This window comes from Staphylococcus agnetis (assembly GCF_002901865.1).
In the GTDB taxonomy this organism is placed as follows: domain Bacteria; phylum Bacillota; class Bacilli; order Staphylococcales; family Staphylococcaceae; genus Staphylococcus; species Staphylococcus agnetis.
Genome location: NZ_PPQF01000005.1, coordinates 1 through 13,719 on the forward strand (window position 1 = coordinate 1; position 13,719 = coordinate 13,719).

12 protein-coding genes are annotated in these 13,719 nt (G+C 35.7%); 2 read left to right on the forward strand and 10 right to left on the reverse strand.

Features of this window, described 5'->3' with window-relative positions; translation table 11 throughout:
- Window positions 1-347: 347 nt before the first annotated feature.
- Window positions 348-1,586 carry an aminoacyltransferase gene (locus CD172_RS00395; protein ID WP_103345120.1) on the forward strand — a complete coding sequence of 413 codons (1,239 nt, stop codon included), beginning with the start codon at window positions 348-350 and terminating at the stop codon, window positions 1,584-1,586.
- Between the two features lie 401 nt (window positions 1,587-1,987).
- On the opposite strand, the gene CD172_RS00400 is transcribed toward CD172_RS00395, so the two are convergent.
- A complete protein-coding gene (locus tag CD172_RS00400; protein WP_060550840.1) occupies window positions 1,988-2,848 on the reverse strand; it encodes a M23 family metallopeptidase in 861 nt (286 codons plus the stop codon).
- Between the two features lie 135 nt (window positions 2,849-2,983).
- On the opposite strand from CD172_RS00400, the gene CD172_RS00405 reads away from it, so the two are divergent.
- Window positions 2,984-3,298 carry a hypothetical protein gene (locus CD172_RS00405; RefSeq protein WP_103345121.1) on the forward strand — a complete coding sequence of 105 codons (315 nt, stop codon included), beginning with the start codon at window positions 2,984-2,986 and terminating at the stop codon, window positions 3,296-3,298.
- A gap of 109 nt (window positions 3,299-3,407) precedes the next feature.
- On the opposite strand, the gene CD172_RS00410 is transcribed toward CD172_RS00405, so the two are convergent.
- From CD172_RS00410 to CD172_RS00450, 9 genes are all read right to left on the reverse strand, one after another.
- Window positions 3,408-3,908, reverse strand: coding sequence for a YfcE family phosphodiesterase (locus CD172_RS00410; RefSeq protein WP_103345122.1), 501 nt, complete (start codon window positions 3,906-3,908; stop codon window positions 3,408-3,410).
- Entirely contained in the window at window positions 3,905-4,492 is a 588-nt protein-coding gene (locus CD172_RS00415; RefSeq protein WP_060550837.1) for an XTP/dITP diphosphatase, read from the reverse strand. Before CD172_RS00415 ends, CD172_RS00410 begins: the two co-directional genes overlap by 4 nt.
- Before the next feature lie 13 nt (window positions 4,493-4,505).
- Entirely contained in the window at window positions 4,506-5,306 is an 801-nt protein-coding gene (gene racE, locus CD172_RS00420; protein WP_037566154.1) for a glutamate racemase, read from the reverse strand.
- A 194-nt stretch (window positions 5,307-5,500) separates the two neighbouring features.
- Entirely contained in the window at window positions 5,501-6,322 is an 822-nt protein-coding gene (sdhB, locus tag CD172_RS00425; RefSeq protein ID WP_060550836.1) for a succinate dehydrogenase iron-sulfur subunit, read from the reverse strand.
- A complete protein-coding gene (gene sdhA, locus CD172_RS00430; RefSeq protein ID WP_103345123.1) occupies window positions 6,322-8,088 on the reverse strand; it encodes a succinate dehydrogenase flavoprotein subunit in 1,767 nt (588 codons plus the stop codon). Before sdhA ends, sdhB begins: the two co-directional genes overlap by 1 nt.
- Window positions 8,089-8,212: 124 nt before the next feature.
- The gene (locus tag CD172_RS00435; protein ID WP_037566148.1) at window positions 8,213-8,824 is read right to left on the reverse strand and encodes a succinate dehydrogenase cytochrome b558 subunit; all 612 of its coding nucleotides are present in this window, start codon (window positions 8,822-8,824) and stop codon (window positions 8,213-8,215) included.
- Window positions 8,825-8,986: 162 nt separating this feature from the next.
- Window positions 8,987-10,777: an excinuclease ABC subunit UvrC gene (uvrC, locus tag CD172_RS00440; RefSeq protein ID WP_060550835.1), complete on the reverse strand. Its 1,791-nt coding sequence runs from the start codon at window positions 10,775-10,777 to the stop codon at window positions 8,987-8,989.
- Window positions 10,778-10,970: 193 nt separating this feature from the next.
- The gene (gene trxA, locus CD172_RS00445; RefSeq protein ID WP_037566141.1) at window positions 10,971-11,285 is read right to left on the reverse strand and encodes a thioredoxin; all 315 of its coding nucleotides are present in this window, start codon (window positions 11,283-11,285) and stop codon (window positions 10,971-10,973) included.
- Window positions 11,286-11,360: 75 nt separating this feature from the next.
- On the reverse strand, window positions 11,361-13,709 hold the full coding sequence (locus CD172_RS00450) for an endonuclease MutS2 (RefSeq protein ID WP_103345124.1): 2,349 nt from the start codon (window positions 13,707-13,709) through the stop codon (window positions 11,361-11,363).
- Between the last annotated feature and the right edge of the window lie 10 nt (window positions 13,710-13,719).

The window sequence follows — 13,719 nt, forward strand, 5'->3', positions numbered from 1 at the left end:
GGATTTTTTAGTATAACTTTTGTTGCCCACCCGCATAGCAGGTGGTTTATTGTTTCGCACGTTTTACGTGCTCAACTGACTGAAGTCATTAATCAAAAGAAAAATCTTTGTTAATTTCATAACAAGATTTTTCTTTTTTTATTTTTACTATCCTTATCATACCCTCTTATATTTCAATATTAAATATTACACAACTTTCATATACATGACAAACACATAGTGTTTATGCTATTGTGATAGCAATATAATTGTTTTTTATAAATGATTTTGGGAATCGTACTTCATTAATTTTTAGACATCTCGCCATAAGTCATTTATTGACCGCGTCTTAGAAAGGGGTATCTTTTTTGAAATTTGTAGAACTTACACCAGATGAATATCATCAATACATCAATCATCACTTTAAACAGTACACACAATCTATAGAACATTATCAAGCGCGAAAAGAAAAGGGGCTTCATGTGTCCCTTTTAGGGGTTAAAGATGATAACGATAACATTGTTGCAGCAGGATTATTCACCGCTGCCCCTTTACTAAAATATTTTAATTACGTTTATAGCCATCGAGGACCGATGTTGGATTATTCAAATACAACATTGGTTGAATTTTATTTCAATGAGCTTAAAAAGTATTTTAAAAAGAGGCGTACTATCTTTATGCTGATAGACCCTTATGTGATACGTCATATACGTGATTTTAAAGGGAATATTGTAGAAGATTTTAATATTTCATCACTAATAGAGACATTCAACACGCTTCAATATCAACATCAAGGTTTTTCAACAGGTTATTCTGAATTAAGCCAAGCAAGATGGTTAGCTATTTTAGATTTAAAAGACAAAGCACCATCCTCGATATTAAAAGGGATGGAATACAATACTGCTCATAGTATTAAAAAAGCCATGCAAATGGGCGTAAAAGTTAAGACGCTTTCTGTAAATGAAATGGATGCTTTTTATGCCCTTTATCAGAAAGCAGAAATCAAACATGGCTTTTCACTTTTTACCAAATCTTATTTAGAACAATTTGTAAGGAACTATCCAGAAATCACGTCGATTCAATTGGCCTATATCCATTTAAATGAACATATTGACATTTTAAAAACTAAAGCACATGACATAGATGAACAGATAAAAAAACAGTTACAAAATCAAACGCAACCTTTATCTAAGAAAAAACAAAATAAATTAAAAGAACAACAAATTATTTATGATAAGTTGCAAGAAAATATGACAGTAGCAAATCAATTACGATCGAAACATGGTAATACACTCCATTTAGCTGCGGCAATTTTTGCTGAAACAAAAGATGAAATGGTCTATCTTTTTAGTGGATCAGATCCTGAATTCAACAAATTTATGGGCAGTTATGTCTTACAGTGGCATATGATTCAACATGCGAAACAACAACATATAGACCGTTATAATTTTTATGGCATTACTGGTGATTTTTCACCTATAGCTGAAGACTATGGTGTACTACAATTCAAAAAAGGATTTGGCGGGTATATCGAAGAACTGGTTGGAGACTTTATATGTGTCACTCATCCTCTTCTTTATCGTATCTATCAACTTAAAAATAAATAAAAACAAGCCACCTTATCACGTAAAATGTGACAAGGTGGCCTTTCATTTTGGTACTTTATAAAAATAACGTACATATCGCAATGATTAACGCGATGAGACCTATGAAATAGTTTAAAAACGTGCGTAGTTTGATTATCGTTAATTTATCCATCATAGATTCTCCTTAGTAAAAAGTTGCTTTAACACTAACACGTACCCTATTATTACAGTCATGCCAATGATACCTTTAATGCATTCTGACGGTGTTGTTCTTCTAATTTTAATATGTATTTTCACCATAATTTTAAAGTAAATTCATCTTTTTTAGAGTTGAATTACTCCTTAAATCCCCCCTTTACAGCAATTAATATGAGTGTATATTAATGCAGTGCAAAATACAATATTTTATTTTTAAGGCGTTGTCATTTCATTTGTTCTAAACCTGATACAATGTCGCCTTTTTCATATTGATGTTGATCTATGAACTGTATCTTCATGGACTTCCCTCTTGTATGGTTAATATCCGTCATCACTTGAAAATGAATATGTGGTTCTGTTGAATGACCACTATTGCCACATAAAGCAAGCCGTTCCCCCTGTTTCACTTTATCTCCTACACCTACGACTAATGAATGTTGCTTTAAATGTGCGATAAGGCTAAATTCATTCTCGCGATGCTTCAATATGACATAATTCCCTAATAGGTTTTGTGCGTCCACGACACCAGGCTGTTGGTCTTCTCTATCATCATTTAGCGCCACTACTTCACCCTCACTCGGCGCAATGACTGGTGTGCCAAAACAATAGTAATGGCGTAACTGACTACCATCGTGATGAAACGACCGACCGTCTTTTAATATCACTAAGTCATACGCATACCGTTGTGTTTCAGTAGGATAATGATAATTTAACAACGCATTGTCACCGCCCCAAAAAATATAAAATTCATTTTCTACTGGCATAATGTACTGATTAAACGTTGTTAATACATGTGATGGCTCTGTATCTATTGGTAAAAGTAACATTGACGTAATTTCATATTGATGAAAAGTCATGCTAATCCCCGCATCACGATTGGAACTGTACCATACCGCTTCACCGTTACCCGCATTAAAGCGATCGAGATAAATGTCACTCTTACCGTAATGTTTACAATAATACTTAAATAGTTTTTTAAATGCTCTATAGCTTATATGTGATTGTAGTGATTTAGAAAATCGTTGATATATGTGTTTCACTCTTTTTTGGTTTAATGCCTCGGTAATTTCAGTAATTGTGAACATTGAGTACTCCTTTTTATTAAGATCGTATTAACTACCTTGTACGTTATTTTCAATTAATAAGAAAATCATGTTTTACTTATAAAAGGTTAAAAAAATATGATACCATTATTTTAAAAGATAACAGAGGGTGTCTCAATGAATAAGATAAAAAATGAACCATTACAAGTTCTTGCTTCAATGCTCATTATTAAAGCGAATTATGTGCATGGTACACTTTATTTAAAAGAAGATGGTGTTTACTTTAAAGCTAAGGGTCTTTTAGCTGATCAAGAAATACGTTCTCAATTTTTATTCAATGAGATTCAACTTATTAAATTTGGATTCTCATTTAAGCCTTATCGTATAGTCATAAAGACGTTTAGCGATGAAGCTTATATTTTTGATTTTGTATCTAAACAAGAAGGTAAAGCATTGGTTCAAGCTGTAAAACAAAACCTATCACGTGCATGATGTACGCGCAATTAACATATGACTCGTCATTAATTCATATAAAAAGGCTAAACACGTTGATTGTGCTTAGCCTTTTTATAATTTAACTATAGATGATGGTCGCTCGATTTTAATATTGAAATGGTACAGTACTTAAAATATCATGTTGACGATTACGGAAATTAAGTGTCCCTTCTCCATCATCAAGTTTTATTTCAGCATATGTTTCTTCTTCGGTACTACGTGAATGTGTAATACTACCAGGATTTATCACATGTATCCCTTGAAGATATTCATAACGAGCAATATGCGTATGACCATAAAACGCAAATGTAGCACCCTGTGCTTTAGCGTGTTGTGCTAACATGTCACGGCCTTGATTCACACCCATACGATGGCCATGTGTAAAAAAGAATGTCACCCCTTGTATCGTGATTGTGTCTTCCTCTGGAAATTCTGGGTAAAAATCCATATTTCCTTTCACACGTCGATACAAACTTAATTCTGTATCTTGATAGGTGAATTCAGAATCTCCTAAATGAATAAATGTATCTGCATCATCATGTTTATCATAAATTTCATGTAAAATACCTGTTTCTGAATGATTATCACTTACAAGTATCAATTTCATTTCGATTCGGTCCCTTCCATGTACACTTGAAGTTGATCGATAGCGCGTCGGCGATGTGAAATTTGAGCTTTTTCTTCTGCAGATAATTGTGCCATCGTTTTATTTTTATCCGGAACATAGAATATTGGATCATAGCCAAAACCATTCTCACCGATTCGAGCAAGTGTAATTTCACCATTCACCGTACCTTTAAATGTGTGTGTCTCTCCGTCAGCAGTTGTCATACTAATCACACACACAAAACGTGCCGAACGATCTGTTTGTTCCTCTAACAATGATAATACTTTATCGATATTGGCGTGATCATCTTTATCTTCACCCGCAAAACGTGCCGAATAAACACCTGGTGCACCATCCAAGGCGTTAACTTCTAAGCCACTGTCATCTGCAATCACTGTTTTATGTAATGCTTTTGCTGCAGCTTCTGATTTTAAGCGGGCATTTTCTTCAAACGTTGTTCCTGTTTCTTCAACATCAAAATCATCTATCAGTTCATTTATACCGATGACATTATATTCAGAAAAAATGACTTTAAAATCATTAATCTTTCCTTTATTTGATGATGCAATTACAATATCATTCATAAATTTTGTCCTCCTAGCCTAAATGAATTTTTTCCACTTTGACATGCTTGTATTTTAACCACTCTTTAATAATAAATTCAATATGCGTAGTTTGACCATTCGCAAAAAATCGATGCTTTGGTTGAGGGTTATAGTGGGCATGTTCATGACTAAATGTGAGTAGTGCACTCACTTCACGTGCCGTTTCCAATCCAGATGAAATGACTGTCTTTGCACGATTAAAATACTCATTAATGGGTTGGAATAATAAGGGATAGTGTGTACATCCCAAAATAACAGTATCAGCTTTAATATGTCTCCAACTTTTTAACGTTTGATGAATCACAATACTTGTAATAGTAGGATCTTTATATTTGAGTTCTTCAACTAGCGGCACAAAGCCAGGACATGCGACACCATGTACTTCAACATTAGGATTAATGCGCTTAATATGTTGACGGTATGCTTCGGACTTAATTGTACCTTCTGTACCTAAAACAAGGACACTATGATTTTCTGTTGTCATAATTGCAGTACGTGCCCCTGGTTCAATTACACCTATAACTGGTATTTTGAGTTGTTTTTGTAAGGGTTCTAACGCGACGGCTGTCGCAGTATTACATGCAATAACAAGCATTTTAATATCATATTGTGTTAAATAGTTCGCCATTTCAATTGTAAATTGACGTACCTCTTCTTGAGATCTAGGACCATAAGGACAACGGCTCACATCACCGAGATAATAAATCGTTTCGTTTGGCAATTGTCGCATGATTTCTTTTGCGACTGTGAGACCTCCTACTCCCGAATCTATGACGCCGATAGGTCTCTCCATTTTCTTCATCCTATTCTTTTTATACTTGTTGTACATTTTATCATACACCGCATATGTTGATAAGTCACATTCTTTACATTCCTAACGCATCATCATGCTATGAATGAAATTATATCGCTCAATGATGTATCCAAATCTTAACTTGAATATATTAAAAGCGGAGACACATGGCCTCCGCTTCTAAATTAATGGTATTAGTCTACTTTATGATCTGAGCCAAAGAATGACTTGAACATATGGAATGATGTTTCACGATTAAGTGCTGCAATTGACGTTGTTAAAGGTATGCCTTTCGGACATGCTTGAACACAGTTTTGTGAGTTACCACAGGCCTGTAAACCACCTTGATCCATCAATGCATCAAGTCGTTCATCTTTTGTCATTGCACCAGTTGGATGCAAGTTAAACAAACGTACTTGTGAAATGGCTTGTGCACCCACAAAGTCATTTGAAGGCGTCACGTTAGGACAAACTTCTAAACACACACCACACGTCATACATTTAGATAACTCATAAGCTGTTTGACGTTTCTTTTCAGGCATACGTGGTCCAGGACCTAAATCGTATGTGCCATCTACAGGAATCCATGCTTTCATGCGTTTTAAATTATCAAACATACGTGAGCGATCAACTTGTAAGTCTCGGATCACAGGGAACGTGTTCATCGGCTCAATACGAATCGGTTGTTCTAATTGGTCTACGATTGTTGAACAAGATTGGCGAGCACGACCGTTGATAACCATTGAACATGCACCACAAACTTCCTCAAGACAGTTCATATCCCAAGTAACAGGTGTCGTTTTTTCACCCTTATCATTGATAGGGTTACGACGAATTTCCATTAAACAAGCGATTACGTTTAAATTTTCACGATAAGGAATTTCGAAACCTTCTTCATATGGTTTTGAATTTGCATTATCTTGACGTTTAATAATCAATTTAATCGTTTTATTATTATGATGTGTTGTTTGCTGTTGTTGTCCTTCATTTGAAACTTGTTCTTTCGTTTCAACCATTATTTTTTACCCCCTTTTGACTTACTAGTATAGTCACGTTTACGAGGTTCAATTAAACTTACATCCACTGGTTTATAAGTGAACGTAGGTTTTTCAGTTGGCCCATTATATGTTGCGATTGTATGTTTTAACCATTCTTCATCATTACGTTCTGGGAACTCTGGTTTGTAATGTGCACCACGTGATTCATTACGATTATATGCCCCGATCGTAATGACACGTGCCAATACAAGCATGTTCCATAATTGACGCGTAAAGAATACGGCTTGGTTACTCCACGTTTGTGTATCTTCCATATCAATGTTTTCAAAACGCTTCATTAACTCAACAATTTTCTTATCCGTTTCAAGTAAGCGATCATTATGACGCACAACCGTTACGTTTGCTGTCATAATTTCACCTAGTTCACGATGTAATTTGTAGGCGTTTTCCGTTCCCTTCATATTTAGAAGTTTATCGAAACGCGCTTGTTCTTCATCGATATGTTTTTGATAAATGCTTTCATCTAAATCGACATAGGATTTATCTATATTTTCAACATATTTAACAGCATTAGGACCTGCAACTGTACCACCGTAAATGGCAGATAGTAATGAATTCGCGCCTAAACGGTTACCCCCATGTTGAGAGAAGTCACATTCACCAGCAGCAAATAATCCTTCAATATTCGTCATTTGATCGTAATCAACGTAGAGACCACCCATAGAATAATGAACAGCTGGGAAAATTTTCATCGGAACTTTACGTGGATCGTCACCTGTGAATTTTTCATAGATTTCGATGATACCACCAAGTTTTACATCAAGTTCATGTGGATCTTTATGAGAAAGATCTAAATAAACCATGTTTTCACCGTTGATACCTAGTTTTTGATTGACACAAACATCGAAAATTTCACGTGTCGCAATATCACGCGGTACTAAATTACCGTAGTCAGGGTACTTCTCTTCTAAGAAATACCACGGCTTACCATCTTTATACGTCCATATACGACCACCTTCACCACGTGCGGATTCACTCATCAGACGTAATTTATCGTCCCCAGGAATCGCCGTAGGATGGATTTGAATGAATTCACCGTTTGCATAATGTACCCCTTGTTGGTACGCAATCGATGCAGCTGAACCTGTATTAATCATAGAGTTTGTTGTTTTACCGAAAATGATACCTGGGCCACCTGTTGCCATAATGACCGCATCTGAACCGAAAGATTTAATTTCAGATGTTGTGATATCTTGAGCGATGATCCCTCTCGCTTTATTTTCATCATCTTTAACAACACCTAAAAATTCCCAACCTTCATATTTTGTTACTAAGCCATCAACTTCATAGCTACGTACTTGTTCATCTAACGCGTAAAGTAACTGTTGTCCCGTCGTTGCACCCGCAAATGCTGTACGATGGAAAAGTGTGCCACCGAAACGTCGGAAATCTAATAAACCTTCCTTAGTACGACTAAACATCACACCCATACGGTCAAGTAAATGAATAATTTTAGGTGCTGCTTCAGTCATAGCTTTTACTGGTGGTTGATCTGCTAAGAAATCGCCACCGTATACAGTATCATCAAAATGTAAATATGGTGAGTCACCTTCACCTTTCGTGTTAACTGCTCCATTAATACCACCCTGTGCACATACGGAATGTGAGCGTTTAACTGGAACAATTGAGAACAAGTCTACGTGAGCCCCTTGTTCTGCCGCTTTAATTGTTGACATTAGGCCTGCAAGTCCGCCACCGACAACAATAATTTTCTTTTCTGCCATAGCATTGTCACTCCCCTGAAATGATTAAAACGTTAAGACTAAAAACGCTTGTGTCAATTCTTAATCAATCAAGTGTTTTATTTTTGTCTTATTAAAGCTCTGAAATGCACGAATTTGCCAACATCTAAACGAATGCTAAAATTGCACTCACGCCAATGTAAGATAAGATTACGAATACCACTAATGATACCCATGTAAATACCTTTTGTGATTTAGGAGATTGTAAAATTCCCCAAGTCACTAGGAATGACCATAAACCATTAGCAAAATGGAATACAACGGCGATAATACATACGATGTAAAAAATTAACCAAATAGGATTGGATACGATTTCATGAACCATATCATAGCTTACTTCTTCACCAAATAACTTTTGGATACGCGTTTGCCACATATGTATCATCACGAATAAGAATGTTAACAAACCTGATAAACGTTGGAATAAAAACATCCAGTTACGCATATATGAATAATGTCCGATATTTTGATTTGCTGTAAATGCGATATAAAAACCGTAAAGCGCATGGAATAAAATCGGAATGTATATCATAATAAATTCTAGCGCGTAAAGAAATGGTAATGATTCCATAAATCCTGCCGCTTTGTTAAATGCGTCTACCCCTTGCGTAGCTTGGTGGTTTACTGTTAAGTGAACTACTAAAAATGCACCTAGTGGAATCACGCCAAGCAACGAATGTAATCTTCTAAGGTAGAATTGATTCTTCGATTGTTCCAAAAGGAAGTCCCCCCTGCGATACTAAATTTTTTTGACTTCTTTTTTTTAATGTTGCCCTTAAGAAAACGTTTGCACATCTTATTAAAAAAAAGAAATCAACTTTTCTTCATTGTAACACTAAATGTGACGAAATTGGGTATGAGAATGATTCTCAACCCAATTTTATCCATTTTCTTCGTGCAATGTGTCATAGAGCGCTTTCGCAGTTTTTTCAGGCAACCCACACATTTGTAATTCTTGGAGTGATGCTTGGCGCATTTTTTTAATAGATCCAAAGTGACGTAATAGCTTTGTCTTGCGCTTAGGTCCAATCCCCTCCACTTGGTCTAATACGGATTGTAGCCCTGTTTTCTGTCGTGTTTGACGGTGAAATGTAATCGCAAAACGGTGCACTTCATCTTGAATACGTTGTAATAAATAGAAAGCTTGACCATTCTTTTTTAGTGGAATGATTTGAGCCTCTTCACCGTATAATAATTCTGACGTTTGATGTTTTTCATTTTTTTGTAAACCTGCGACCGGAATATCTAACCCTAATTCATTTTGAATCACGTCAATAACACTTGACATATGACCTTTACCACCGTCTACAATGATTAAATCTGGCAAAGGCAACCCTTCATTTAATACGCGTGTATACCGGCGACGCACAGCTTCCTGCATTGATTTATAATCATCAGGACCTTCAACCGTTTTGATTTTATATTTTCGATATCCTTTTTTATCAGGTTTCCCATCTACAAATGACACCATAGCGGATACCGGATCGACCCCTTGAATATTTGAGTTGTCAAAAGCTTCTATACGAATTGGCGTTTGAATCCCCATCGCATCCCCTAATTGTTCAATTGCTTTAATCGTTCTTGATTCGTCACGTGCAATCATCTCAAATTTATTTTCAAGGGAAATTTTAGCATTTTTATTAGCTAAATCGACCAGTTGTTTTTTCGGCCCTCGCTGTGGTGTTAATATTTTAGTGTCAACTACAGACTGTATCATGCTATGATCCAGTTCTTTAGGTACATGTATTTCTCTAGGAATAAAATGCTGATTGAGTTGATAAAATTGGCCAATGAATGTATAAAATTCCTCCTCGGCAGTTTGTTGTATAGGGAACATTGTCGCTTCTCTTTCAATTAAATTCCCTTGTCGCACAAAGAAGACTTGAATGCACATCCATCCTTTTTCCACATGATATCCGAATACATCCCTAACGGTTTGATCTGCAGACATGATTTTTTGTTTTTTCGTTAAGTTATGAATGTGTTCAATTAGATCACGATACTCTTTCGCTTGTTCAAATTCTAAATTTTCACTAGCAGTATGCATGCGTGTTTCTAACTGCTTTAAAATAGTTTTATCCTCACCATTGAGAAAATCACTGATTTCTTTCGTCATTTGATCGTATTCACTTTGTTTTACAGGATAGACACATGGTCCCAAACATTGACCAATATGGTAGTAGAGGCACAATCGGTCTGGCATTTTATCACATTTCCGATATGGATAAATACGATCTAATAACTTTTTAGTTTCATGGGCAGAGTAAGCATTAGGATAGGGACCAAAATATTTGCCACTCCCTTTTCGTACTGTGCGCGTCACAATGAGTTTAGGATGACGTTCTTTCGTGATTTTAATAAACGGATAACTTTTATCATCTTTTAATAACACATTATAACGTGGCTGGTATTTTTTAATAAGATTAAGTTCAAGCAATAATGACTCCGTTTCACTTGAGGTTACAATGTATTCGAAATCCACAATTTCACGAACAAGCCGTGTCGTTTTTAAGTCATGTGCCCCTGTAAAATAAGACCTTACGCGATTTCTAAGGCGTTTTGCTTTGCCCACATAAATCACTTGATCTTGTCGATCTTTCATTAAATAACACCCTGGTTCCATCGGTAAAACGGAGAGTTTTTGTTTGATTTTCGTTTTAACTTCGTTCACTTTTTATCACCCGCTTACATCGCTATACATGAAAAGGCTGGGTCGAAATCTAAAAGAGATTCGTCGCCCAGCCTAAATGATTGTAAATCATAGGGTTGGAACAAATTAAAGATCCTAACCCAATCGTGTACACTTGCTTATTTAAAAATAGTCGCTTTAAACGTACAGAGGTATGCACTGTCAATTTTAAAAATTATAAATGCTTATCTAATACTTGTGCTAAATTTTCTTTAGGTTGAAAACCAACCACTTTATCTACAGGTTCTCCATCTTTAAATACGATTAAAGTTGGAATACTCATCACTTCATATTTAGCAGCTGTAGCTTGGTTTTGGTCAACATCTAATTTTAATATATCTGCTTTACCATCATAATCATTTGCTAAATCTTCTAAAACAGGTGCAATCATTTTACATGGGCCACACCATGTTGCCCAAAAGTCTACTAATTTCACACCGCTGTTAATTTGTTCGTTAAAATTTGAATCGTTTACTTCGATTAATGCCATAGGAAGTTGCCTCCTTGATTTCGTTGATAGTCAAAGTATATCAAATTCATTGCGGATTTTCATTTCAATTGCTCATTATTTTAGTGATGCAACTGTAACGCCGAATCCACCTTCGCTTGGCATCCCAGTTCGATAACTTGATACACTTCTGTGTTGTTTTAGGTGTTGTTGAACACCTTTTTGTAACGCACCTGTACCTTTACCATGAATAATATAGACATCTTCATAATTGCTCAATACAGCCTGATCTAAATATTGATCTAACGCACTTAATGCTTCTTCGTACCGATATCCTCGTAAGTCCAATTCCATCTTAACTGTAGATCGATTGGATCGTGTAATCATTTTAGATGGTTTTTCTTTTACTTTCTCTTTTTTCTCTAAATCTTCTATAGGTAATTTCATTTTAATAATACCCATTTGAACGACAGCTTCATCATTGCCTATACGTTCTAAAACTTCACCTTTTTGACCGTAAGAAAGTACTTTCACTTCATCTCCAACTTGAATAACATCATGACGTTGTTTCTTAACGTTTTGTTTAATCGATTTTGCTTCATATTGATCATCAAGTTGTTTTTTCTTTTCGATGAGTTCATGTTCCTTAACTTCGACACCTTTACGGTCCCTTATATCACGTAATTCTTTTAAAATCGTATCGGCTTCTTGCGTTGCTGATTGCACACGCTGATTTGCTTTTTCTTTCGCCTCTTCCATGAGTCGTGCTTCATAATTTTGATATTGCGTATATTTTTGACTTAATTGTTGATGTAAGGATTCGGCTTCACGTACTAAACGGTCCAATTCAATACGTTGGTCATCTACACGTTTCGCATTGTCTTCTAATGATGCAATCATCGTATTGATTTCTTTTTCATCATGACCCACCATCGTTTTCGCATGATTTATAATTTTTAAACTCAATCCTAAACGTTTTGATATGTCGAAAGCATTTGAACGCCCTGGAACACCCATAAGCAATTTATAAGTTGGACTTAACGTATTTACATCGAATTCAACACTCGCATTCATGACGCCTGGTCGGTTGTAACTATACGCTTTCAATTCTGGATAATGTGTCGTTGCCATTACTTGCGCGCCTATACTTTGAACGTAATCTAATATACTCATCGCAAGTGCTGCACCTTCACTTGGATCTGTTCCAGCACCTAATTCGTCAAATAAAATTAAACTATTTTCATTCGCTTCGTTTAATATAGAAATAATGGTCTTCATGTGGGATGAAAATGTAGATAAAGATTGTTCAATCGATTGTTCATCACCAATATCACAAAATACATTTTCAAATACACTCAATTGACTTCCATCTAACGTAGGTACAAGTAACCCCGACTGCGCCATAATCACGATTAACCCTAATGTTTTAAGTGTAACTGTTTTACCACCTGTGTTCGGTCCTGTAATGATAACTGTTTGGATGTCCTCATCAAATGCAATGGTATTCGCAACGACTGTTTCACGGTCTAATAGCGGGTGATACGCTTTAGGCAAATAAATGGACTTCGTCGTTGTAAATGTGGGTTTCGTTGCTTTAATATTAGCGCCATATCGCGCTTTAGCTATAAGAAAATCCAGATGCCCCATCACATCTTCCGACACAAGTAACGCATCACTTTCTTCAGCTACACTTGCTGTAAGTTGTGCCAAGATGCGTTCCATTTCTACTTTTTCTTCATTACGTAAACGACTCACTTGATTATTCAATTCAACAACAGATGACGGTTCAATATAAATTGTTTGTCCAGATGCAGACTGATCATGCATTATCCCACTGAAATCTTGTCTGTACTCGGCTTTAACCGGAATGACATGTCGTTCGTTTCTCACTGTCACTATCGCATCAGAAAGCTTTTTTTGATTCCCAGATGATTTTACAATACGGTCTAATTGTGACTTAATCCGTTGGTTTGTTTTGGAAATTTTACTACGTATCGATTGTAATTCATAACTTGCAGCATCAAACAAGTCGGTTTCATCACATTTTTCCCTTATAGATTGATACAGCGGTGTCAACACTGGTAATAATATCATTTGACTATCCAGCATGGGATAGTTGATCGTCTCTTCATCATCAACAAGTTGATTGTAAAAAGTTTTAAACTGGTTTTGAATTTGAATCATCCGTTTAATCGCATTCAATTCTTGAACATTTAATGTACCGCCTATTTGGGCACGTTTGATATAAGCTGATATTTGGGATAAGCCACTCAAACTAGGTAAACGATATTGATTATAAATTTGAGCAATTTCATCTAATTCTTCCATTTGAGCCACAACAGTATCAAAATCTGTTGATGGGGAAAGTTGATGTATTTTTGCTGCTCCTAAATCACTAATGACTTCATTTAACAGTGTCGTCTTAATTTTATTAAATTCAAGTACTTCTAACGTTTTTTGCTTCATAAAATCCCTC

Coding starts and splice junctions, on each gene's coding strand:
- CD172_RS00450 (WP_103345124.1), bottom strand. CDS start 13,709: ATGAAGCAAAAAACGTTAGAAGTACTTGAATTTAATAAAATTAAGACG.
- CD172_RS00400 (WP_060550840.1), bottom strand. CDS start 2,848: ATGTTCACAATTACTGAAATTACCGAGGCATTAAACCAAAAAAGAGTG.
- trxA (WP_037566141.1), bottom strand. CDS start 11,285: ATGGCATTAATCGAAGTAAACGATTCAAATTTTAACGAACAAATTAAC.
- sdhB (WP_060550836.1), bottom strand. CDS start 6,322: ATGGTTGAAACGAAAGAACAAGTTTCAAATGAAGGACAACAACAGCAA.
- CD172_RS00410 (WP_103345122.1), bottom strand. CDS start 3,908: ATGAAATTGATACTTGTAAGTGATAATCATTCAGAAACAGGTATTTTA.
- CD172_RS00405 (WP_103345121.1), top strand. CDS start 2,984: ATGAATAAGATAAAAAATGAACCATTACAAGTTCTTGCTTCAATGCTC.
- sdhA (WP_103345123.1), bottom strand. CDS start 8,088: ATGGCAGAAAAGAAAATTATTGTTGTCGGTGGCGGACTTGCAGGCCTA.
- racE (WP_037566154.1), bottom strand. CDS start 5,306: ATGGAGAGACCTATCGGCGTCATAGATTCGGGAGTAGGAGGTCTCACA.
- CD172_RS00415 (WP_060550837.1), bottom strand. CDS start 4,492: ATGAATGATATTGTAATTGCATCATCAAATAAAGGAAAGATTAATGAT.